This is a genomic window from Stenotrophomonas sp. INTA L402-1 (assembly GCF_059295135.1).
In genome coordinates, this window is record NZ_JCAFWP010000012.1 from 1 (window position 1) to 22613 (window position 22613).

At 67.4% G+C, this 22613-nt stretch carries 21 protein-coding genes; 6 read left to right on the top strand and 15 right to left on the bottom strand.

Translation table 11 applies throughout. From position 1 onward, the window contains the following. Nucleotides 1-172: 172 nt before the first annotated feature. On the bottom strand, nucleotides 173-469 hold the full coding sequence (locus AC5O77_RS08930) for a hypothetical protein (RefSeq protein WP_049399868.1): 297 nt from the start codon (nucleotides 467-469) through the stop codon (nucleotides 173-175). Nucleotides 470-536: 67 nt separating this feature from the next. After that, nucleotides 537-1871 (bottom strand): MFS transporter, encoded by a 1335-nt coding sequence (locus AC5O77_RS08935; protein ID WP_494506677.1) that lies wholly within the window; start codon nucleotides 1869-1871, stop codon nucleotides 537-539. 312 nt (nucleotides 1872-2183) lie between these two features. Here AC5O77_RS08935 and yedA point away from each other — a divergent pair, with 312 nt between their 5' ends. Next, nucleotides 2184-3089 (top strand): drug/metabolite exporter YedA, encoded by a 906-nt coding sequence (yedA, locus tag AC5O77_RS08940; protein WP_317218209.1) that lies wholly within the window; start codon nucleotides 2184-2186, stop codon nucleotides 3087-3089. After that, nucleotides 3086-3982 (top strand): EamA family transporter RarD, encoded by an 897-nt coding sequence (rarD, locus tag AC5O77_RS08945; protein ID WP_032128173.1) that lies wholly within the window; start codon nucleotides 3086-3088, stop codon nucleotides 3980-3982. The genes yedA and rarD overlap by 4 nt, the downstream gene beginning before the upstream one ends. A gap of 118 nt (nucleotides 3983-4100) precedes the next feature. Here rarD and AC5O77_RS08950 read toward each other — a convergent pair whose 3' ends face one another. From AC5O77_RS08950 to AC5O77_RS08970, 5 genes are all read right to left on the bottom strand, one after another. Further along, nucleotides 4101-6959, bottom strand: coding sequence for a TonB-dependent receptor plug domain-containing protein (locus AC5O77_RS08950; protein WP_494506678.1), 2859 nt, complete (start codon nucleotides 6957-6959; stop codon nucleotides 4101-4103). A gap of 428 nt (nucleotides 6960-7387) precedes the next feature. Beyond that, nucleotides 7388-8710 (bottom strand): ABC transporter permease, encoded by a 1323-nt coding sequence (locus tag AC5O77_RS08955; RefSeq protein ID WP_494506679.1) that lies wholly within the window; start codon nucleotides 8708-8710, stop codon nucleotides 7388-7390. A gap of 13 nt (nucleotides 8711-8723) precedes the next feature. Then, nucleotides 8724-9881, bottom strand: a complete 1158-nt coding sequence (locus tag AC5O77_RS08960; RefSeq protein WP_121505141.1) for an ABC transporter permease — start codon at nucleotides 9879-9881, stop codon at nucleotides 8724-8726. Between the two features lie 14 nt (nucleotides 9882-9895). Continuing rightward, on the bottom strand, nucleotides 9896-10585 hold the full coding sequence (locus AC5O77_RS08965; protein WP_049399872.1) for an ABC transporter ATP-binding protein: 690 nt from the start codon (nucleotides 10583-10585) through the stop codon (nucleotides 9896-9898). A 104-nt stretch (nucleotides 10586-10689) separates the two neighbouring features. Further along, nucleotides 10690-11943, bottom strand: coding sequence for an efflux RND transporter periplasmic adaptor subunit (locus tag AC5O77_RS08970; protein WP_494506680.1), 1254 nt, complete (start codon nucleotides 11941-11943; stop codon nucleotides 10690-10692). A gap of 202 nt (nucleotides 11944-12145) precedes the next feature. Here AC5O77_RS08970 and AC5O77_RS08975 point away from each other — a divergent pair, with 202 nt between their 5' ends. From AC5O77_RS08975 to AC5O77_RS08990, 4 genes are read left to right on the top strand one after another with little or no spacing between them, the layout of a single operon-like run. Beyond that, the gene (locus AC5O77_RS08975; protein ID WP_494506681.1) at nucleotides 12146-13042 is read left to right on the top strand and encodes an ABC transporter ATP-binding protein; all 897 of its coding nucleotides are present in this window, start codon (nucleotides 12146-12148) and stop codon (nucleotides 13040-13042) included. Further along, nucleotides 13039-13815, top strand: coding sequence for an ABC transporter permease (locus AC5O77_RS08980; protein ID WP_494506682.1), 777 nt, complete (start codon nucleotides 13039-13041; stop codon nucleotides 13813-13815). Before AC5O77_RS08975 ends, AC5O77_RS08980 begins: the two co-directional genes overlap by 4 nt. Before the next feature lie 6 nt (nucleotides 13816-13821). Next, nucleotides 13822-15036 (top strand): sensor histidine kinase, encoded by a 1215-nt coding sequence (locus AC5O77_RS08985; RefSeq protein WP_494506683.1) that lies wholly within the window; start codon nucleotides 13822-13824, stop codon nucleotides 15034-15036. Then, nucleotides 15033-15635 carry a response regulator transcription factor gene (locus AC5O77_RS08990; protein ID WP_014645643.1) on the top strand — a complete coding sequence of 201 codons (603 nt, stop codon included), beginning with the start codon at nucleotides 15033-15035 and terminating at the stop codon, nucleotides 15633-15635. The genes AC5O77_RS08985 and AC5O77_RS08990 overlap by 4 nt, the downstream gene beginning before the upstream one ends. Nucleotides 15636-16208: 573 nt before the next feature. Here the strand turns inward: AC5O77_RS08990 and AC5O77_RS08995 are convergent. From AC5O77_RS08995 to AC5O77_RS09030, 8 genes are all read right to left on the bottom strand, one after another. Further along, nucleotides 16209-16745, bottom strand: coding sequence for a cytochrome b (locus AC5O77_RS08995; RefSeq protein ID WP_049470007.1), 537 nt, complete (start codon nucleotides 16743-16745; stop codon nucleotides 16209-16211). After that, a complete protein-coding gene (locus AC5O77_RS09000; RefSeq protein WP_478058364.1) occupies nucleotides 16742-17845 on the bottom strand; it encodes a catalase family peroxidase in 1104 nt (367 codons plus the stop codon). Before AC5O77_RS09000 ends, AC5O77_RS08995 begins: the two co-directional genes overlap by 4 nt. Before the next feature lie 135 nt (nucleotides 17846-17980). After that, on the bottom strand, nucleotides 17981-19348 hold the full coding sequence (locus AC5O77_RS09005) for a leucyl aminopeptidase family protein (RefSeq protein ID WP_134951737.1): 1368 nt from the start codon (nucleotides 19346-19348) through the stop codon (nucleotides 17981-17983). A gap of 3 nt (nucleotides 19349-19351) precedes the next feature. Beyond that, entirely contained in the window at nucleotides 19352-20071 is a 720-nt protein-coding gene (locus AC5O77_RS09010) for an HAD family hydrolase (RefSeq protein ID WP_494506684.1), read from the bottom strand. Nucleotides 20072-20102: 31 nt separating this feature from the next. Further along, on the bottom strand, nucleotides 20103-21212 hold the full coding sequence (locus AC5O77_RS09015) for an AI-2E family transporter (RefSeq protein ID WP_494506685.1): 1110 nt from the start codon (nucleotides 21210-21212) through the stop codon (nucleotides 20103-20105). A 67-nt stretch (nucleotides 21213-21279) separates the two neighbouring features. Further along, nucleotides 21280-21741, bottom strand: coding sequence for a protein sip-5 (locus tag AC5O77_RS09020; RefSeq protein ID WP_329892502.1), 462 nt, complete (start codon nucleotides 21739-21741; stop codon nucleotides 21280-21282). Further along, complete coding sequence (locus AC5O77_RS09025; RefSeq protein WP_049398102.1) at nucleotides 21738-22208, bottom strand: phage holin family protein; 471 nt, start codon at nucleotides 22206-22208, stop codon at nucleotides 21738-21740. The genes AC5O77_RS09020 and AC5O77_RS09025 overlap by 4 nt, the downstream gene beginning before the upstream one ends. 8 nt (nucleotides 22209-22216) lie before the next feature. Then, a complete protein-coding gene (locus AC5O77_RS09030) occupies nucleotides 22217-22582 on the bottom strand; it encodes a hypothetical protein (RefSeq protein WP_032128158.1) in 366 nt (121 codons plus the stop codon). Nucleotides 22583-22613 lie beyond the last annotated feature (31 nt).

Here is a 22613-nt window from a genome sequence, read left to right on the forward strand (position 1 = left end):
ACTTTTTTGTTGCTGTTCGGTTTTTTTTTTTATTATTCGACTTTTGTTGTTTATGTTGTGGCGCGGCCCCGGGGCCGCCAACCATCTATTTTTTGGGCGGGGGGGGGGGGGGGGGGGGGCGCCCGGGGGGGGGGGGGGGGCCCCCCCCCCCCCCCCCACGCCCGGGTATTCGTCAGCGCCGGCGCAGCAGCTTCCACGCGCCCCAGCCGCCGGCGGCGAGCGCTGCCAGATAGCACGCCACCATCGTGCGCAGTCCAACCGGCGACCCGGAATTGATGCCGCGGTGCAGGCGCAGCTGCAGCGAGCTGTGGCCGCTGCCCAGGTCCACCGCCAGCTGCAGCGCCAGCGCGGCGCAGAACACCAGCAGGGCAATCCCGAATCCGATGCGCGGCCACGCGGCCTGTGCGTTGGGGCGGCGCAGCAGCCAGGCCAATGCCGTGGCTGCGGCCAGCGTCGCCGCGATCCACATCAATGGCGTGGCGGGAGACGCAGCGGCCACCGGCAGTGCACCGGTGGCCGCGATCAGGGCAACGCGCTTACTTGCGGGTGCCGTCGAGCCAGTTCGGGCCCTTGTTGGTGAGGAAGAACACATAGACCACCAACGATACCGCGATCGTCGCGGTCACGTAGATGGCGAACCAGTCGACGTGGCCGGTCTTCAGCGCGCCCTGGTACAGCAGCGGGGCGGTGCCGCCGAACAGCGAGTTGGCCAGCGCGTAGCCCAGGCCCACGCCCAGTGCGCGCACATGGGTGGGGAACAGCTCGGCCTTCACCACCGCGTTGATGGAGGTGTAACCGGTGAGGATGACGAACGCCATGGCCAGGGTCAGGAAGGCCAGGGTGGCGTCATGCTGGTGCGGCAGCTGGGTGATCAGGTACCAGCTGTACAGCACGCCGCCGACGCCGAAGAACACCAGCAGGGTCTTGCGCCCGATGATGTCCGACAGCCAGCCACCGACCGGCTGCAGCACCATCAGGAACGCCAGCACGCCCAGGTTGATCAGGGTGCCGGTCATCGGATCGTTGCCGGCGAAGGCGCTCTGGATCATCTTCGGGCCGTTCACCGAGTAGGTGTAGAAGGCCACGGTGCCGCCGGCGGTGATCAGGAAGCACAGCAGCAGCGGCCGCCACTGGTGCACGAACAGCTCGTACATCGAGCCGGACTTCTGCGCCTTGCCCTCGCGTGCGGCCTCGATGGACGACTCCGACAGCGACTCGTCCATGCCACGGCGCAGCCAGAACACCACCACTGCGGCGATGCCACCGATGCCGAAGGCGATGCGCCAGCCCCATTCGGAGATTTCCGGCTTGCCCCAGAAGGTCAGCATCAGCAGCAGGGTCAGCTGGGCCAGCACGTGGCCACCGACCAGGGTGACGTAGTGGAAGGAGGACAGGAAGCCGCGCCGGCCGGGGATGGCGGCCTCGGACATGTAGGTGGCACTGGCACCGTACTCGCCGCCGGTGGCGAAGCCCTGCAGCAACCGCGCGAACAGCAGGATCACTGCCGCCCAGATACCGATGCTGGCGGCGGTGGGGGTGATGGCGATGAGGAACGAGCAGGCCGCCATCAGCGTGACCGACACGGTCAGGGCCTGGCGACGGCCATGGCGGTCGGCGAAGCGGCCGAAGAACCAGGCGCCGATCGGGCGCATCAGGAAGGTTGCCGCGAAGATCGCCCACACGTACATAGTGGAGTTCTTGTCATCCGGCGAGAAGAACTGCGATTCGAAGTACACGGCAAATACCGAGTACACGTAGACGTCATACCACTCCACCAGGTTGCCGGCGGAGCCTTTGAGGGTATTGGAGATGGAACGCCGCAGCGCGGCGCCGTCGGTGCTGGGGACAGCGGAATGGGACGTGGTGCTCATCCGGGTGGGAATCCTCGATGCGGCGCTTCCGTGCGGGAAAGATCGGTGCCAGCCGCGCGCGGGGCGCTTGCGGCCAGCCTCCTAGGTAATGCATCCCACGTCAACGCCGGGTGCCGAACGAGCGGGCGGGGAATGGGACCGGACAGGGTGACAGCGGGCGCCAGACGGGCCTATAGCTAAATCGTCGTACGCCGTTTCGCGTCCGGCACCCGGGAAGATCGCCCATCCGAGTTGCAGTGTGTTGAAAACCGGGGTTATTTCAGCCGGCCGAACGTCCTAGAATCCGCGTTCCCCCGGCCCCTCTGGTGCGTCATGTCGGCTCCCCCTGTTCCGTCTGCGGCTGCCCCCCGGGGTGGCCTTGTCGCGCTGGCACTGCTGCTGGTCTACGTGGTCTGGGGCTCGACCTACCTGGGCATCGCCAAGGCCCTGCACGGCGGCGCGCTGCCGCTGACGATGGTCTCCGGCAGCCGCTTCATCATTGCCGGTGGCCTGATGTTCCTGGCCCTGCGCCTGTTCTGGAAGATGCCGAACCCGACTCTGCGGCAGTGGCGCAACCTGGTCATCATGGGCGTGACCATGCTGGTGCTGGGCAACGGCATGGTGGTGCTGGCCGAGCGTGAGGTGTCCTCGGGCCTGGCCGCCACGGCGGTGGCCTCGGTGCCGCTGTGGATGGCGCTGTTCTCGGCGCTGCGTGGCCAGCACGCCAGCCGTGGCGAGTGGCTGGGCATCGCCATCGGTTTCCTGGGCGTGGTCTGGCTCAACGCCGGCAGCAGCCTGACGGCCTCGCCGACCGGGCTGGTGCTGCTGCTGATCGCGCCGATCGGCTGGGCCTTCGGTTCGGTGTGGGCGCGTGGGCTGGACCTGCCGGGCCCGTTCATGACCGCTGCCGGGCAGATGCTCTGCGGCGGCGTGCTGCTGGTGCTGATCGGCCTGGCGGTGGGCGAGCGCCCGACCACGCTGCCCGATACCGGTGGCCTGCTGGCGATGGCCTACCTGTGCGTGTTCGGCTCCATCGTCGCGTTCACCGCCTACGTGTGGCTGCTGCAGAACGTGCGCCCCGCGCTGGCGGGCAGCTACGCGTACGTCAATCCGGTGATCGCGGTGCTGCTGGGCGCACTGCTCAACGGTGAACGGTTCGGCTGGCGCGACCTGTTGGCGATGGTGGTGATTCTTCTGGGTGTGGTGGTGCTGACGATGGCAAGGACGAGAAAGAAATGAGCATGGATGAGAAAGAACAACGCCGGGGCCTGCTGGTCACCGCCTCCACCTTCGTGATCTGGGGCCTGGTGCCGGTGTACTGGCACCTGCTCAACGAGGTGCCCTCGTTCCAGATCATCGCCCACCGCATCATCTGGAGCACCGTGCTGGTGCTGGGCTGGCTGCTGATCAGCTCGCGCCTGGGCTGGTGGCAGAAGATCGCCGCGCAGCCGCGCGCGCTGCCGATCCTGCTGGTGTCGAGCCTGACCATCGCCTTCAACTGGGGCCTGTACATCTGGGCGGTCAACGCCGGCCATGTCATCGAGACCAGCCTGGGCTACTTCATCAACCCGCTGGTGAACGTGCTGCTGGGCGTGCTGGTGCTGAAGGAACGCCTGCGCCGCCTGCAGTGGGTGGCGGTGGCAATGGCGGCGGTGGGCGTGGCCTGGCTGACCATCGATGCCGGTACACCACCGTGGATCGCGCTGGGCCTGGCCTGTTCGTTCGGCCTGTATGGCCTGCTGCGCAAGCTGGTTTCGGTCGACCCGGTGGCCGGCCTGGGCGTGGAAAGCATGTACCTGTTCCTGCCGGCGCTGGCCTTCGCGATCTGGGCCGAGAACGGCCATGGCGGCGCGTTCTTCCATGGCTGGGGCTGGCGCAACGACCTGCTGCTGATCTTCGGCGGCGCAGTCACCGCCGTGCCGCTGATCGGCTTCGCCTACGGCGTGAAGCGCATTCCGCTGTCGCTGGTCGGCATCCTGCAGTACATCGCGCCGAGCCTGCAGCTGCTGCTGGGTGTGTTCTTCTTCCACGAAGCGTTCGACACCGCAAAGGCGATCGGCTTTGCCGCGATCTGGGCCGGCCTGGTGCTGTTTGTCGGCGACAACATCCGCACGATGCGCGCCAAGCGCTAGCGCCGCGTCCGCTCGGCTGACAGGTGTGCACAAAAAAGAGCGGCGCCCCGAGGGGCGCCGCTCTGCTTCCATCCACAGCCAGGAGAGAGTTGGCTGTGACGGGAACGCGGTTGCAGGCTTAGAAGCGCTGCTGGTACTTCATGTACATGAAGCGGCCGATGTCGAAGCCACCGTAGTAGGTGAAGCTGCTGTTCGGCTGGCTGTACATGATCGGACCCTGGTGGTCGAAGACGTTGTTCACGCCCAGCGACACGGTGCCGTCCCACGGCAGGCTGTAGCGCACCTGCAGGTCGTGGAAGGTGTTGGAGCCCACCTTGCGGCTCGGCTGCGCATCGGTGTACGGCGAGACGAAGCCGGCCATGTTGCAGTCCGGGCCACCGCCCAGGTCATACGAGCAGGCTTCCTTCATGCCCGAGTAGTAGCGGGCGGTCCAGCCAATGCCCAGGTCGCCGTACTGCCAATCCAGGTTGAAGGTCGAACGTACGCGGAAGTTGCCCTGCCAGCCGGTCTTCTGCTCTACCGGCGTGGTGGCGGCGCTGTCGTTGCGCTGCTCCAGGTAGTCGGTGTAGGTGGTGTTCCAGGTGGCGGCAAAGCGGCCGAACGAGGTTTCCGGCAGGCGGTAGCGCAGGCTGAAATCGTAGCCAGCGGTTTCGCGGTAGCCTGCATTGACCAGCGAGCGGTCCAGCGCCGTCACCTGGCCCAGCGTCTTGGCGCTGGTGGAACGGGTGAAGCGGCCGCAGGCCGAATCCACGCCCTGCACGTAGCACTGGTTGAGGATGTCGGTGGCCGACTCACCCACGATCGCGTTGTCGATGCGGATCTTCCACCAGTCCAGGCTGACGTCCAGGCCCGGCACGAACTCGGGGCTGTACACCAGGCCCACGGTCCAGGTCTTGGCGGTTTCCGGCTTCAGGTTCGCATTGGAACCGGAGTCGAAATCGGCGATGCCCTGCTGGCCCGGACGGTTGGCGACGTTGCCTTCCGACGCGGTCTGCTGGCGGAAGTTCGCCGGCACCTTCAGCGCCTGGCAGCGTGCGGCCACGGTCGCGCTGCTGGCAGCGATGCCGAACGAGGTATCGCACGGATCGGTGAACGAATCACGGCTCTTCGCGCCACCGCTGTACAGGTCGTCCACGGTCGGCGCACGGAAGCCGGTGCCATAGGTAGCGCGCACCAGCAGGCTGTCGATCGGCTTCCACTTCAGGCCGAACTTGCTGTTGGTGGTCGAACCGAAGGTGTTGTAGTCGGTGTAGCGGCCGGCCAGGTCCAGCGACAGCTCACGCGCGAACGGCATGTCGGCCAGCAGCGGTACCTGCAGTTCCAGGTAGACCTCGTTGAGCGAGTAGTCGCCACGGGTCGGCTGGCCGGTGGTGCCGGCGATCTGGCCCTTCTGCACCATCAGGTCTGGGGTGTAGCTGGCTTCTTCGCTGCGGTGCTCGAAGCCCATCGCGGCCATCACGTCGCCGGCCGGCAGGGAGAACACCGAACCGGAGATGTTGGCGCTGGCCACCTTGGTGGTGCTCTTCATCTTGTCGACGAAGCGGGTGAACAGGTAGTCCTGCACGTCCTGGTTGCTCAGCGAGCCCGGGCCCGCATAGCCCATCGGCGCGGCCGGGTTCCACGGCACGCAGCCGGCGATCACTGCACCCGGGCTGCCGCAGCGTGCCACGGTGCCATCCATGAAGGACGGGCCCACCGCCAGGTCGACATGCGGCTGGTACATGCTGCCGGTACCGATGCGCTCGCCTTCATTGCGGTTGTACATGTAGCTGACGTTCCAGTCCCAGTAACGCGAACCGGTTTCGAAGCTGCCTTCCAGGCCGATGCTGGCGCGCTTGGTGTCCAGGTTGTTCTCGGTCGCACGCGGCAGTTCTTCGGTGCGGTGCGAGAACAGCACGTCCTGGCCCCAGTGGTTGAACGCGCTGTCCTTGGACAGGGCGGCACGGGAACCGTTGCGCGCCTGTGCGGTGGACACCGAGTAGGGGTAGCCGGCCAGGTGCTTGGTCGACTCGCGCTTGCTGTACAGCGCGTCGGCCACGATGCGCAGGTCATCGGTGATCGAGAAGCCACCGTTGGCGAACACCGAAGTGCGCTCCATGCCGCTCAGCAGGCTCATGTTGGTCTTGGTGTTGGTGCCATCGGCCGGATTGGGCGTGTGGAAATTGCCCTTCTGGCTCGGGTCGCCGCCCGGGCCCACGGTCAGCGACTTGCCGTCGACGGTGACGCTGCCCCACTGCGTGGTCTGGTTCAGTGCCTTGACGTCGTCGGGATGGCGCGGGCCCCCCGGGTAACGGCTGAACTCGCGCTCGCTGCCGAGGATCTCGTCTTCCTTGGTGCGCTCGGCGCCCACGCTGAACCAGCCGCGGTCGAAGGTCTTGCCGAAGGTGGCGCTGTAGGAGCGCTTCTGGCCGTCGCCTTCACCGTACTGGCCGACGTAGACGCTGGCTTCGCCACCGTCGAAGTTCTTGCGGGTGATGATGTTGACCACACCGGCGATGGCGTCCGAGCCGTACAGCGCGGACGCGCCGTCGGTCAGCACTTCCACGCGCTCGACAATCGCCGAGGGAATCGAAGCCAGGTCGGAGTAGCCACCGGCGCTGACGCCCATGCGGCGGCCGTCGATCAGCACCAGGCTGCGTTCCGGGCCTAGGTTACGCAGGCTGACGTACGTGCCGCCGAAGTCGCGCGAAGAACTCAGCGACGACGAGCGGCTCAGGCTCGGTGCGCCGGCGGCGGTGACGTCCTGCAGGATGTCGGCGACGTTGATGTAACCCTTCTTCTCGATCTCGGCGCGGCTGAGCGCGACGACCGGCTGTGCGGTCTCGACACTGGCCTGGCGGATGCGCGAGCCGGTGATTTCGATGCGGTCGAGGTTGGTGGGGGTATCGCCGGCGCTCTGTGCGAAGGCGGGGGTGGTGCAGCTGGCGGCCAGCGCGATGACGATCGCGTTGCGCAGCGGAGTGGTCTTCAGGGACATCCGTGAAATCTCGTGTTTCAGGAAAAACATGCGCCCGTTCTATGGGCGCGTGGGGTGCTGCAAACCAACGTGGGGGCGCGATTCTAGAATGTTTCCATTCGTAACTGTTTGTCCCTGCGCGCTGGGATGTGCGCGAAAATGAATCGCAACCAACAATCCACAGATGTGATGTGCGCAACGTCACGTGCGTTGCGTTGGCGATGGGCAGAGGCATCGATAGCGGCGGATTTCCCGCAATCTGTAGCAGTGCGTGTGTGCAGGCATCCATCCACGCATGGCGTGGATCTACTGGACGTACTGGTTCATCACCCGGCCTGGATGCATCGCCCTCGGTAGATCCACGCCATTCGCGGATGACGCGCAAGAAAAAAGGGACGGAGCCTTCGCTCCGTCCCCTGCGCAATGCGCGTTGTATCGCTGCGTGATGCTCAGGTTTCGCGCAGCGCCGTGGTGATGGGTAAACGTGCCGCGCGCAGCGCCGGGAACAGGCCGCCGACCAGGCCGATGCCCAGCGCCCATTTCAGGCCGGTCCACAGCAGTTCCGGCGACACATGGAACTTGAACACCACTGCGCTGAAGTTGCTGCCGATGGTGGACACGCTGTAGCCATTGAACAGCAGCCATGCCACCGCACACCCCAGCAGGCCGCCGAGCAGTGCCAGCAGCATCGTCTCCAGCATCACCGCCGTCACCACCGGCAGGCCGCGGAAGCCGATCGCGCGCATGGTGGCGATCTCGCGCGCACGCGTGGCGACCGCCGCGTACATGGTGTTGAGCGCGCCGAACACCGCACCGACCGCCATGATGGTGCCGATCACCTTGCCGAGGATGTCGATCAGCTTGGTCAGCCCGCCGCCCTGCTTGCTGTAGTAGACGCGGGTGGTTTCCACGTCCAGTTTCAGGCGCGGGTCGGCGGCGACGGCGGCCTTGAACTGCTCGAAGCCGGCCTTGCCATCGGTGCGCACGCTGATCGACTGCCACGCACTGCGCTGGTAGGTGGTGGCCAGCGTATCGGCGTCGGTCCACAGTTCCGAATCATGCGCGTCGCCGGTGGCGAACACACCCACCACGGTCCAGGTCTGGTTGCCCAGCGTCAGCGTCTTGCCCACATCCAGATCGCGGAACTGGCCCTTGGCGCCCTGGCCGACCACGATCTCACGCAGCCCGGTGGCGAACTTGCGACCCTCAACGATCTTGACCTTGTCATGCACCGCCCACGCCTGCGGGCCGACGCCGCGGAACTGCGCGTTGACGTCGGTGCCATCGGACTTCGACACCAGGTTGACCACCTGCGACAGCTCCGGCGAGAGCAGCGGCCGGCCCTGCGCATCGCGGCTGATGCCGGGCAGGGTGGACAGCATCGGTACCTGCTCGCGGGTGATCACCGAGTTGGTCTCGGCCTGCGAGCCACCGCGCAGCACGATGGCGGTGGTGTCATCGCCGGTGTTGTTGAGCGTGGCCTGGAAGCCTTCGCCCATCGCCAGCATCGCCACCAGCACGCCGACCACGCCGGCGATGCCGACCACGATCACCGAGGACGCGCCCCAGCGCTGCGGCAGGCTGGCCACGCCGATGCGGGTGGCGGCCAGTGCCAGTCGCCCACCGCGGGTCAGCAGCAGCCACAGTGCCACCAGCACGGCCACGGCCAGCACGCCGATCCACGGCAGGCTGATCCACAGCACCAGGCCGATCACCAGCAGCAGCACCGTCACGCCGTTGCCCAGCCACTTCTTGAGTTTGCTCTTGAACATGTCTGCGTTCTCCTCAGCGGCCGGCCAGTGCGTCGACGATCTTCAGGCGCTTGGCACGCAGCGCGGGCAGCAGGCCGACAATGGTGCCGATCAGCAGCACCAGGGCGACGCCCAGCAGCCAAGTATTCCACGGCACATGCGCGGGCAGCACGCCGCCGAAGTTCGCGGCCACCACCGGCAGCACCAGCGAGGCCAGCACCATGCCGAGCAGGCCGCCAAGGCCCACCAGCAGCACCGACTCGATCATCACCAGCGACAGCACGGTGCCATCCTTGAAGCCCAGCGTCTTCAGCGTGGCCAGTTCGGGCACGCGCTCGCGCACCGCCTGCGCCATGGTGTTGCCGGTCAACAGCAGCAGGGTGAAGAACACCGCACCCATGATCGACGTAACGATCATGCCGATGTCCGCGAACTGCTTGACGAAGGCCTGCTGGAACGCCGATTCGGTCTGTGTCTTGGTCTCGTGGTCGGAGTTGGCAGAGATCGCATCGATGGCCTGCGCCACCCGCGAGGACTGGTCAGGGTTGTCCAGCGTCACCGTGTACCAGCTCACCTGGTTCTTGATGTAGTCGTTGGATTCGTCGAAGTACTTCCAGTTCATCATCAACTGGCGTTCTTCGTTGCCCGCCTGTGTGCGGTCCTTCGAGCGGAAGATGCCCTTCAGTTCCAACGGCCAGTCATTGCTGCCGCCACGCGGGAAGATGGTTGCCTGCAGCGGGATGGTGTCGCCGATCTTCCAGCCGAACTGCTTGGCCAGCGTTTCGCCGACGATGGCGCCGGTGCGGGTCTGCTTCCAGTCTTCCAGCTGCGCCGGATCGATCTGCAGTTCACGGTAGACGTCGAAGTAGTTGGGTGACACCGAGAAGTTGGGGAAGAAGTTCTTCGGGTCCTGGTAGATGCCGCCGAACCACATGCCGTAGGCCACGTCGCGCACGCCGGCCACCTGCCGCACCTGCGCTTCCAGGCGGATCGGCAGCGATTGGGTGATCGACAGTCGTGAGGCCACCACCAGCCGATTGGCGCCCTCCACGCTGCCGCCGGAATTGAACGCCACGCGTACCGAATCGAGCATGCCGAACAGCAGAAAGGCGACCACCACCGAAAGCAGGGTCAACAACGTGCGGGTACGGCTGCGGAACAGCTGCGCCCATACCAACGAGAAATATTTCATCGCCGTGGCCTCCGTCAGTGGGCCAGCGGCGCGTCGGCCAGCTCGCCCTTGTCCAGGTGCACCGTGTGCGTGGCGTACTCGGCGGCCTTCGGGTCATGGGTGACCATGATGATGGTCTTGCCGTGCTCGCGGTTGAGCTGCTGCAGCAGGCCGAGGATTTCCTCGGCAGACTGGCGGTCGAGGTCGCCGGTCGGTTCGTCGCAGATCAGGAAAGTCGGGTCGGAGACGATCGCCCGCGCGATCGCCACGCGCTGCTGCTGGCCGCCGGACAGTTCATTCGGGCGGTGGCTGCGGCGGTCGGCCAGGCCGACCAGGGTCAGCGCGATCTCGGCGTTGCGCTTGCGCTGCGCCGCATTGAGATGGGTCAGCAGCAGTGGCAGTTCCACGTTCTTCTGCGCGGTCAGCATCGGCATCAGGTTGTAGAACTGGAACACGAAGCCGACGTGGTGGCTGCGCCAGGTCGACAGCTGGCCGCCGCTCATCTGGTCGATGCGCTCGCCTTCGATGCTGATCTCGCCGCCGCTGGGGTTGTCCAGGCCACCGATCAGGTTGAGCAGGGTGGTCTTGCCCGAGCCAGACGGGCCCATCAGCGCGACGAAGTCGCCGCTGGCGATGTCCAGGTCGATGCCGTGCAGCACCTGCACCTTTTCGGGGCCGCGCTGGTAGGTCTTGGTGATGTTGCGCAATGAAACCAGGGTCGACATGGGTGGTTCTCCACGGAAGGCGGGAAACGGGAAGTCACACCGGCCGATGGCCGGCGGCGTGCGTCGAGCGGTACTGCCGGCGGCGCCGTGCAGGCGCCGGGCCGTTATTGCGCTTGTTTCTGTTGCACCTTGGCACCGTCGCGCAGGCTGTCCGGCGGATTGACCACCACCGACTCACCCGCGCTCACACCCTTGAGGATCTGGCGATCCTTGCCCATCGCCTGGCCGGCCTCGACCGTGCGCTGCTGCACGCGGTTTTCATCGCCCAGCACGAACGCCACCGCTGCCGCATCGCGCTGGACCACTGCGGCGGCCGGCACGCGCACGCCCTGCGGTTTGGCCGCCGCTTGCGGCTGCGCCTGCTCCAGGAAGCTGACGCGCACGCCCATCTCCGGCACGATGCGCGGGTCTTTCACCTTCAGCGCCACGCGCACTTTCACCGTGGCCTTGCCGCGGTCGGCGGTGGGGATGATGGCGATCACCTCACCCGGAATTTTCCATTCCGGATAGGCGTTGAGCGTGGCTTCCACCGGCATCTTCGGCTGCACGCGGCCGATGAAGGCCTCGCCGACCTCGACTTCGATCTCCAGCGAGTCCATGTCGACGATGGTGCCGATGCCGGTACGGGTGAAGCCACCGCCGGCCGACAGCGGCGAGACGATTTCACCCGGTTGCGCTGCCTTGGCGGTGACCACGCCGGAGAACGGTGCGCGCACGATGTTGTTGTCCACGCCCAGGTCGGCGATCGCCAGCTGGTCGTTGGCAACCTTGACGTTGCGCTGTGCGGTGTCCAGCTGCGCACGCAGGCTGTCGCGCTGGGCTACGGCCTGGTCGTACTGCGAGCGCGACACCAGCTGCTGGCCGACCAGCGCCTGCAGGCGGCTGGCTTCGGCGGCGGCCTGCTTCTGCTGTGCTTCCAGTCCGGCGACCTGGCTGCGCGCGGCCTGCAGCTGCGAGGCATACAGGCTGCGCTGGGCATCGGCATCGATCGGGTCCAGCGTGGCCATGATCTGGCCCCGCTCCACGCGCATGCCTTCCTCGATCATCACCTCGCGCACCTTGCCGGTGATCTTGGCCGAGACCGTGGCCATGCGCCGCGCAACTACATAGCCGCTGGCGTCGAGCACCGAACTGCTGGCGTTGCCCTGCTGGATGGCCACCGCAGGTGCGGTTTCCACGTCTACCGCCGGCGTACGCCCGAACAGGGCGAAGGCAGCAGCGGCCAGCAGCAACACGACCACGATGATCGCGATCCACAGCCAGCGGCGGCCACCACCACTGCCACTCCCTCCGGAGGCGGGCGGCGGGGACTTGCGGTCGATACGGAGTTCCTTCAACAGCTCGGCAGAAGCGTTCATTCGTTCCATCACAGGCGTTCGGGCGGGTGTGACCGGAAGGGCGGACGGCGGCGGTTCCGGCGGTGGAGCGTGCGGCACAGCATGAAGGCAGGCACAGCGATGACGGCAGTGACAGCTGTCACCCGATGACACTGACGGCGGCAACTGCGAAATGTGACCACGGCGGCACAGGATGGCAACGTCCCCGCTACCGGTACCGCCCATGGATCCGATCGCCCCGTCGCTGGCCCGCCTGCAGCAGGTGCAGGTGCGCTACCGCGACCATACCGCCCTGCATGGCATCGACCTGCAGGTCCGCGCTGGCCAGGTGCTGGCATTGCTGGGCCGCAACGGTGCCGGCAAGAGTACCGCGATCAGCGTGCTGTTGGGCCTGCGCCGTGCCGACGCCGGCCAGGTCGAGCTGCTTGGCGGTGACCCGCAGCAGCGCGCCAGCCGTATCGGCCTGGGCGTGATGCTGCAGAGCACCAGCCTGCCGCCGATGCTGCAGGTGGACGAACTGGTGGCGCAGGCCAGCGCCTGCTATCCCGACCCGATGCCGCTGCAGGAGGTACTGCAGCGCGCCGGCCTGCAGGCGCTCGCGCGCCGCCGCTATGGCCAGCTCTCCGGCGGCCAGCAGCGTGCCGTGCAGTTCGCCATCGCCCTGTGTGGCCGCCCACGCGTGCTGTTCCTGGACGAGCCCACCACCGGCCTGGACATCCAGGCGCGGCAGGCGATGTGGCAGGCGATCCGGCAGCTGGTGGCCGAAGGCTGCGGCGTGCTGCTGACCACCCACTACCTGGAGGAGGCCGAAGCGCTGGCGCAGCAGGTAGTGGTACTGGAGCAGGGCCGGGTATTGGCCGATGCACCGCTGAGCGAGCTGCGCCTGGCCGATCGGCCGCGCCGCATCCGCTGCCGCAGCGGGTTGCCCATTGCGGACGTGCAGCAGTGGCCGGGCGTGCAGGAGGTGCAGCGCGACGGCGAACATCTGCAGCTGCTGGCGAGCCCGCCCGAGCCGGTGGTAGCACGCCTGTTGGCCGCCGATGCGCAGCTGCGCGAACTGGAAGTACAGGGCGCGGCGCTGGCCGACGCCTTCCTCGACATGACCCGGGAGGCCGCATGAACACCCTTGTCCGTACCACCGGATTGCCGCTGCCTGCATGGCGACAGGCACTACGTCCGTACCGCGCCGAGCTGATGGCCGAACTGCGCCGCGCCTGGCGCACGCCGGCGTTCGCGGTGCCCTCGCTGCTGTTCCCGGTGCTGTTCTACCTGCTGTTCGGCGTGCTGCTGGGGCGCGGTCATGCGCCGTTGTACCTGTTGGCCACCTACTGCGTGTTCGGCGCGATGGCCCCGGCCCTGTTCGGCTTCGGCGTGCAGTTGGCGCTGGATCGTGAAGGCGGCCTGCTGACTCTCAAGCGCGCGCTGCCGATGCCGGCGGCGGCACCGCTGCTGGCACGGCTGGCGATGGCGGTGATGTTCGCGCTGCTGGTGGCGTTGCTGCTGATCGGCGTCGCGCGCGTGCTCGGTGGCGTGCAGCTGCAGGCGTTTCAGATGGTGCAGCTGCTGGCGGTGGCGGGCCTGGCGGCGCTGCCGCTGGGGGCGATTGGCCTGCTGATCGGCAGCCATGTCAGTGCCAGCGCGGCACCGGCGATGGTCAATCTGGTCTACCTGCCGCTGGCCCTGTTGTCGGGCCTGTGGCTGCCGTTGTCTGTGCTGCCCACGCTGTTCTCGACGATGGCCCCACTGTGGCCGACCTGGCATCTGGCGCAGCTGGCGCTGCCCGTGGTCGGGTTGCCGTCGGTGGGCAGCGTGGCCGGCCACCTGCTGGTGCTGCTGGCGGTCACGGTGGTCGCGCTGCTGCTGGCGCGCCGTCGCCTGCGCCGGATCGGCTGAACTGGCATGATCGGCAGCGATCGTCCCCGCCTGGATTCTCCCGTGTCGTCGAGCTGGCTTGCGTCCCTGCTGCGCCCCGCACCGGATTCGGCGGTGGCCGAGCTGCTGCGGCGTGGCAAATCGCCCTGGAGCGGTGCGATCCACCTGCTGTGGTCGGTATGGATTTTCCTCACCCCGGTGCTGGGGAACGGCTTCACCCTGCGCTGGCTGTTGCTGACCCTGGTCAGCTATCCGATGTTCCTGCTGTTCTACGCCAAGGTGATGCTGGCGCCACGGCACCATGCATGGCGCTACGCGCTGGGCATGATCGTGATGGCCCTGGTACTGCTTCCGTGGTACCCCTCGGGACTGAGCTATTTCGTGTTCGGCTGCGTGATGATCCGCATGAGCAGCCGCGGCGGCTGGTGGGTATACCTGCTGCAGTTGACCGGACTGAACCTTCTGTTCTGCAGCACCGCGCTGTACTTCGGTTATCCGTGGCAGGCCATGGTGTGGATGCCGGCAGTGTCGTTCATCGTCGGCCTGGTGGTGAACGTGGAGGCCTTGAGCCAGCAACGCGACGTGGCCCTGCAGCTGTCCCAGGACGAGGTGCGACGGCTTGCGACCACCGCCGAGCGCGAGCGTATCGGCCGCGACCTGCACGATCTGCTGGGGCACACGCTGTCGCTGATCACGCTGAAACTGGAGCTGGCGCGCAAGCTGTACGATCGCGATGACGAGCGTGCACGGCAGGAAATCGGTGAAGCCGAGGCCATCGCCCGCGAAGCACTGGCACAGGTGCGCAGTGCGGTGACCGGCATTCGCGCCAGTGATCTGGCGGGCGAACTGGCGTCGGCGCGTCTGCTGCTGGAATGCCAGCAGGTGCACCTGCAGTACACGGCGCCGCCAGCGATGCCGGTGGAGGTGGAACGCGGGCTGGCGCTGGTGTTGCGCGAGGCCGCCACCAACATCGTGCGCCATGCGCAGGCGACCCGGGTGCAGGTGGATTTCATGCTTGAGGACCGACAGTTGGTGATGCAGATACGCGATGACGGCCGTGGCGGCGTGCAGGCCGAGGGCAATGGATTGAGTGGCATGCGTGAGCGGGCCGCAGCACTGGGTGGCCAGTTGACGCTGCAGTCGCCGCGCGGGGCGGGCACCGTGCTGACGGTACGCGTGCCGTTGATGGCCGCGACCACGCCGCTGTCGCCCACGTCGTTGGCGCAGGACGGTGCCGCATGATCCGCATCCTGCTGGCCGAAGACCAGGCCATGGTGCGCGGCGCACTGTCGGCGCTGCTGGGCCTGGAGCCGGACATCGAAGTGCTGGGCAGTGCTGCCGATGGCGAAACCGCGTGGCGGATGCTGCAGCAGCTGCAACCGGACATCCTGGTCACCGACATCGAGATGCCGGGCCTGAGCGGGCTGGAGCTGGCGCAACGCATCGCCCGCCACGAACTGCCGATCAAGGTGGTGATCGTGACTACCTTCGCCCGCGCCGGTTTCCTGCGCCGCGCGCTGGAGGCCGGTGTGCTGGGTTACCTGTTGAAGGATGCGCCGGCCGAGAACCTGGCCGACGCCCTGCGCAAGGTGAAGCAGGGCATTCGTGCGATCGATCCGCAGTTGGCGCTGGATGCATGGTCGCAGGCCGATCCGCTCACCGACCGCGAGCGCCGCGTGCTGCGTCTGGCGGGCGAGGGCCGTACCGCCAGCGAGATCGCAGAGCAGCTGGGGTTGTCGCACGGCACGGTGCGCAATTACCTGTCCGAGTGCATCGGCAAGCTGGGCGTGGCCAACCGGATCGAAGCGTACCGGCTGGCGCGGCAGAAGGGGTGGTTGTAGCGGCGTGCGCCAACGCATCGGTAGCGCCGGGCCATGCCCGGCGGATCATTTCCGCGACCGCGGAGGGGTGTCACTTTCTTTGCGCGCAAAGAAAGTAACCAAAGAAACGCTCCGCCGGCCGCGAGCCGTCGCTGCGCGCCGGTTCCCTGCGCTTCTCGGTCCGTCGAGGGACGGTGCGGGAACTCGCTGCGCTCAGACACCCGCACCTCTTCGCCCTCGCCGGACCTGCGGTGCTCGGCTCGCTTGAAGGCGGACTGGAAGGTCAACGGCAACGGCAACGGCATCCACGCATGGCGTGGATCTACTGGGTGCAGCTGTGGCATTTGACCTTGGGTCCGCCTTGAGCGAGCCGAGCATCGCAGGGGAATCAGGGGCGAAGAGGCGCCGGTGTTTGAGCGCAGCGAGTTCGGCGCCGTCCCCTGATTCACCGAGAAGCACAGGGCACCGGTGCGCAGCACCGGCTCGCGCTCTGGCGGCGCGTTTCTTTTGGTTAATTTTCTTTTCGCGCGAAAAGAAAAGTGACACCCCCCGCGGTCGCGGAAACGATCCGCCGGGAACTCCCGGCGAACCCGCTCAATCCTTCCCGCGCGCCATCGCCTGGAACACCCCATCACGCCGCACCCACAGGTGGAACAGCGCCGCACCCACATGCATCAGTACCGTGGCGAACAACACATACGCCAGCAGGCTGTGCGCGTTACGCAACGCGGCGTACAGCGCCGGGGTATGCGGCACGATCGGCGGCAGGTGCAGGCCGCCCCACAGCACGATCGGATAACCGCCGGCCGACAGCATCGCCCAGCCGATCAGCGGCATTGCCAGCATCAGTGCGTACAGCATCCAGTGCGAGGCCTTGGCCGCCATCACCTGCCACACCGGAAGATCCGCCGGCAGTGGCGGCGGGCGATGGCGCAGCCGGTTGTACAGGCGCAACAGCACCAGTACGCCGAGGGCGATGCCCAGCGGACGGTGCAGGTCGATCAGCATCGGCCGCAGGTGCAGCGAGGCGACCATGGTCACGCCGATGAACAGCATGGCGATGATCATCAGCGCCATGGACCAGTGCAGCACGCGCGCGAGCAGGTTGAAGTGGCCGTTGCCGGTGCTCATCGTGCGGCCTCCTTCGGTTGCTCGACGTTGCCGGTGGCGCGCTCGCGTTCGCGGCGGTTGAAGGACTGCGAGTACACGGCGGAGCGGGCCGCCAGGATCGGATCGTCACTGCCACGCACGCCACTGGGCAGGATCAGCGGATCGAAGTTGATCTGGCCGCACGCGCCCTGTTCCTGCGACTGCATGCGGTCCAGGCTGAGTACGCCGGCCACCACCTGATCACGCGACTCGGGCCACGGCACCGACGGATCATCGATGGCATCGCCGGGCTCGGCGGTGGTCACGACCAGGTTCCAGCGCACCGGGCCGCTGGCCAGGCGCTGCTGCAGTTCCTGGCTGAGGAAATCGACGCTGGCGTTCTTGCGCGTTTCCGCATCCATCTCCACCACCGGCGCCTGCGGCTGCCAGCGCCAGCGCACCGCGCGTTTCTGGCCCTGCGCGTTGGTGAACCAGAAGCTGTTGACGCTGTTGAAGGTGGTGTCAGCCCAGCTGCTGGTCCACGGCGCGGTCTTGGCCCACTGCTGGAACGCTTGTGCACTGGGGTATTTCGCCAGCACCGCGGCCATATTCTGCGGGTCGGGCTTGCCGGTGGCCGGGTCCGGGATGGAGGCGCGCGTCTGCTCGTAGAATGCCTCGGCGTTGGGCACGGCGAAGAACGGGAAGCTGTTCATCGCCATGCGCCATTCCTGGCCATCATCGCTGACCATCTGCACCGCGAGGCTGCGTACGCGCGCGGTGTTGTCGGCGCCGTACGGGTCGCCGCCGCCGATCGACAGGCGACCCATCACCGGCACGCGGCGCTGCGAGAACACGCGGGCGCTGGACAGGGTGGGGGCCTGCGCACTGGGTTCGAACCAACCGCTTACACACACGCCCTTGCTGTGCGCACGGCGGAAGCCCGGATGGGCCGGGCCGGTGGCCTCGATGGTGTCGGTGAAGCGCTGCGCGGTCAGGCGGCCGCCAATCCAGCCGGCCAACCAGGCGAAGGCCAGCGCCACCGCACCCAGAATGAGTGCGATCAGTGCGATCCAGAGCAGGGGGGAATGCTTGCGCGGCGCGCCCGGTGTCTGGCCGGCGCGGGTGTAGCGGAAGAGCGACATGGTCGGAGTCCTGCCTTCACGGAGCGTGTGGGTGGTCGACCCACACATCCTCGCAGAACCCTTCCAGGCCCGGTATTCAATTTTTCGTCAAGTTTGCCGGGGACGGCGTGCCGACCAAGGTCGGCACCCACCCGATCAGCTGTAGCGCTGCTTCAGCATCGCCCACGCCGAACGCAGCGCCAGTGCTTCACCGCCAGCCGGCCGGCCCGGGCGTTCGCCGTCGTTCCAGGCATACACGTCCAGATGCGCCCAGCGCTGGCCGTCTTCCAGGAAGCGTTCCAGGTACAGCGCGGCGGTGACCGAGCCGGCCATGCGCGAACCGGCGTTGGCCAGGTCGGCGATGCCGCTGCTCAGGTAACGCAGGTAGGGGCGCCACAGCGGCATGCGCCAGACCGGGTCGCGGGTCGCGTCGCCGGCCTGCAGCCACTGCTGCGCCACGCTGTCGTCGTTGCTGAAGAGCGCCGGAAGGTCCGGGCCCAGCGCGATGCGCGCAGCGCCGGTAAGGGTGGCGAAGTCCAGTACCAGGTCCGGCTTCTGTTCGCTGGCGAAGGTCAGCGCATCGCACAGGATCACGCGGCCTTCGGCGTCGGTGTTGTCGATCTCCACGCTCAGGCCCTTGCGGGTGGCGATCACTTCGCCCGGGCGGAAGGCATCGGGGCCGATCGCGTTTTCCACCGCCGGCACCAGCAGGGTCAGGCGCACCGGCAGGCCGCGCGCCATCACCAGGCCTGCCAGGGCCAGTGCATGCGCGGCACCGCCCATGTCCTTCTTCATGTTGCGCATGCCGTCGGCCGGTTTGATGTCCAGGCCGCCGGTATCGAAGCACACGCCCTTGCCGACCAGCACCAGTGCCGGATCGGTGTCCTTGCCCCAGCGCAGCACGACCAGGCGCGGAGCGCGGTGCGAGGCGCGGCCGACGGCATGGATGGCCGGGAAGTTCTGCTTCAGCAGTTCATCGCCGGTGATCGCCTCGACCTGCGCACCGTGCGCATCGGCCAGCGCGCGCGCGGCGTCTTCCAGCTGCTGCGGACCCATGTCTTCGGTCGGGGTGTTGACCCAGTCGCGCACGCGCAGGCTGGCGGCGATCAGGTCGGCCACTTCGCCGGTCGGCTCAGCCACCAGGCGTGCCGGTGCACGGTGGCGCTTGCGGTAGCGATCGAAGCGGTAGCTGCCCAGGCCCCAGCCCAGCTGCAGCAGCGCCTGTTCGGCGGCCGGCAGTTCGCTGGCCAGCTGCCACACGCTGCCTTCGGGCAGCGCGTGCGGGGCATGCGAGTAGCTGTAGGCATCGGCGCGATCACCCACACCGATCACCGCACCGGCCAGGCCATCGGCGCCCGGCAGCAACGCCGTGGTGAAGGCACCGGCGGTGAAGCCCTGCGACGCCAGCCATGCCTGGGTGGCGGCCGGCTGGCCGTCCTTCCAGGACGCGAACTGCTCGCGGTCCAGCACGTACAGCGGCAGTGCTGCGGCGGTGTCGGCAGTGAAACCAGTGATCTCGCTCATGCGTCAGGTACTCCGGGGTGCGGCAGCGTCGAGGTTGGCATCCAACCAGTCGGCCAGGCCGGTGAGGGTGTCGAACTGCAGGTCCGGCTGCAGCTGCGGATGGGTCCAGGTGGCTGCTTCGCGGTTGATCCAGCAGCCGCGAAGGCCGGCGGCGATCGCCCCGGCCACGTCCATTTCGGCGTGGTCGCCGACGTGCAGTACCTGTGCCGGCGCAACACCCAGGCGGGCGCAGGCGGCGTGGAAGATGCTTGCCTCGGGCTTGGCCGCGCCGTGTTCGCGCGCGCCCAGCTGGAAGACGAAATGATGGGCCAGGCCGATCCGCTCCAGATCGGCATTGCCGTTGCTCAGCGCCGCCACCGGCACCCGCGCGGCAATCCGCGCCAGTGCGTCGATCGCATCGGGGTAGCACTCGACCTGGTTGCGCGCGGCGAAGAACACGTCATACGCCGGCTCCAGCAGATCCAGGCTGGCACCACTGGTGTGCAGCGCTTCGTGCAGGGTCAGCCGGCGCAGTGCGCTCAGGTCGTGATGGAGGTGCGGATGGGCGTGGTACAGGCGCTCGCGCAGTTCGCGCATCGCCGCCACCGGATACATCTCGGCCGTGGCGGGGCTGTGTTCACGCATCCACTCGTGCAGGACCAGGTCGATGCGGGCGCCGATCGGGGCGAACGGCCAGAGCGTGTCGTCGAGGTCGAGGGTGATGGCAAGGACAGGGAATTTCACCCCGCCATTCTACCCCTGCCCGCGCGGGCTTTCATTCCAGCAGACGCGCCCATCCCTGCATGCCGTCCAACCGCGCCAGCACCAGCTTGATGCAGACCAGCAGCGGCACCGCCAGCAGCAGCCCGATCATGCCCCAGGCCCAGCCGAACACCATCAGCGCAAGGATCAGCACCAGTGGCGACAGTTTCATGCGACGGCCCAGCACGATCGGGGTCACCATCTGCCCTTCCAGGGTGTGCAGGCCCAGGTAGGCGGCGGCTGGCAGCAGGGCCTGCAGCGGGTCGCGGAATTCCACGAAGCCCATCAGCAGCATCAGCGCCACGCCGATCAACGGACCCACATACGGAGCGAAATTCAGCAGTGCGGCCACCGTGCCCCACAGCAACGCTTCCTGCAGGCCGATGCCGAGCAGCATCAGTACGCCGGCGAACACCAGCCCGACCAGGGTGTTGATCACGCTGATGGTCAGCACATAGCGCGACACCTCGCGCTCGATCGAACGCAGGATGTCACTGGTGAAGCGCTGCTGCTGGCGGTTCGGGAACAAGGCGATCGCCGCGCGTTGCAGGCTCTGCCCGTAGATCATGAAGAACAGGGTCAGCAGCACCACCGCCAGCACCGAGGCGGCCAGCCGCGGCGCACGGGTCAACATGCGGTACGGGTCATCGAGCTGGGCGCGGATCACCTGCACCTTGCGGTTGCTGTCGCCACCGGCCACGCGGGCGAAGTTCTCCGCGGCCTGGTTGGCCTGCTGCACCGGCTTGGTCAGGTCCTGCACCTGGCGGGCGATCTTGCGCAGCTGCTGCGGTGCTTCCTGTGCCCAGTCCATTGCCGGGCCGATCAACTGCACCGCCAGCGAACCAGTCACGCCCAGGCCCGCGCCGAGGATCAGCAGAGCGCCCAGCGCACGCGGAATCCACAGCTTCTGCAGCAGGCGCAGGATCGGATTGCCGACCAGTGCGAAGAACATCGCCAGCAGCACCGGCAGGATGATGTCCTGTGCCGCCCACAGTGTGTAGCCCACCGCCAGGGTCGCCAGCACCACCAGCGACATCGGTCCGCGCGGACGCGACGGTGGCGGCAACGGGGCGTCGGGCTGTTCGGGGCCGGCCGGTGACGGGGGCAGGAGGGACTCGCTCATCGACGCACCAACCGGGAAGGGGAGCGCATTATCCGCCGGCCGCGATCGGCGCGGCGGATTCCATGGATCAACGTTCGGACAGCTCGGTAGCCGCTTCGGCCGGACGCGGTCCGCGCGGGTCCGGCTCTGGCTCCGGCACGGAGCGTGGAGCCGGTGCCGGCCGTGGCTCGGCAGCGGAGGCCGCCGCCTGTGCCTGTTCGCTGGCTTCGTCGGCTTCCTCAGCCGCGTCGTCGGCAGTGGCTGCGGCCTGCGCCGCCATCGCCGTGGCGAACGCCGCCTGTGCACTGGCGAACAGGTTCGAGACCGAACCCACCATCTGCAGCCAGCGGGCACCGTTGACCTTGCCCGGCACTTCCAGCTTGCCGGCGATGAAGCCACCGGCCAGGCCGACCACCACGATGCGCAGCGGCGACCAGCCCTTTCGCCAGACGTCGCTGAGCGTGGACCAGTGGTCCTGGGTTTCGCCCAGGCGCACGGTCACCACCTGTTCGCAGCGTTTCACCCGCCGTTGCAGCGCGCCGAACTTCATGGCTTGCCCTCGGGCAGCTGCACCTCGGCATCGGGATCGTCTTCGCTGGGTTCGTCGAACAGGCCCAGGCGTGACAGCTGGCGCCGGGTAGCGTGCATGCCGGTGTGGTGGAAGAAGTAGGACACCCGCCAGATCGCATAACCGGTGACGGCCAGGCTCAGCAGCGAGGTGATCAGCAGCGCCTGCAGCCAGCTCAGGCCCCAGCTCTGCAGCAGGGCGATGAGGGTGGCGGCCATCAGCAGCCAGGCCGAGGCTCCAAACACGATCGCCACGCCGGCCCAGGCCAGCGCGCGACCGAATGCACTACGCGCCAGCGCGAAGTCGGCCGAGGCCAACCGGCGCAGCGAGCGCAGCGTGTGCTTGGCAGAATCGGCAGCGGCACGACCGGCCGCGCCGACCTGGCGGATGCTCTCATCCAGCGGCGGGGTAGCCGCCGGATCAGGCGCTTGCGCGTTGTCTTCGCTCACGCCGCGGCTTACTTGTCGCTGCTGCCGCGGGCCAGCTTGGCGATGATCCAGCCGGCAGCGAAGGCGACACCGAACGAGGCCAGCGGACGTTCACGGATCAGCTCAGCGGCGCTGTCGATCAGGTCCTTGCCCTTGTCCATCAGTGCGTCGACCTGTTCCTTGGCGGCTGCACCACCAAACTCGGCGGCGGCCAGGCCGGACAGCGCGCTGTCGGACAGTTCAGCCTTGACGTTGGCCTTGCCGATGCGCAGTTCGTCGCCGGCTGCGCCGGTTGCACCCTTGATCGCACCGCCGGCGGCCGACGCGGCCTGCTTCAGGTGGGAACCGGCTTCACCCAGGTGTTCCTTCAGGTTCTCGGTATTGGTGGGGCTCATCGAATCACTCCTGTTGCGATGGGGGAACGGG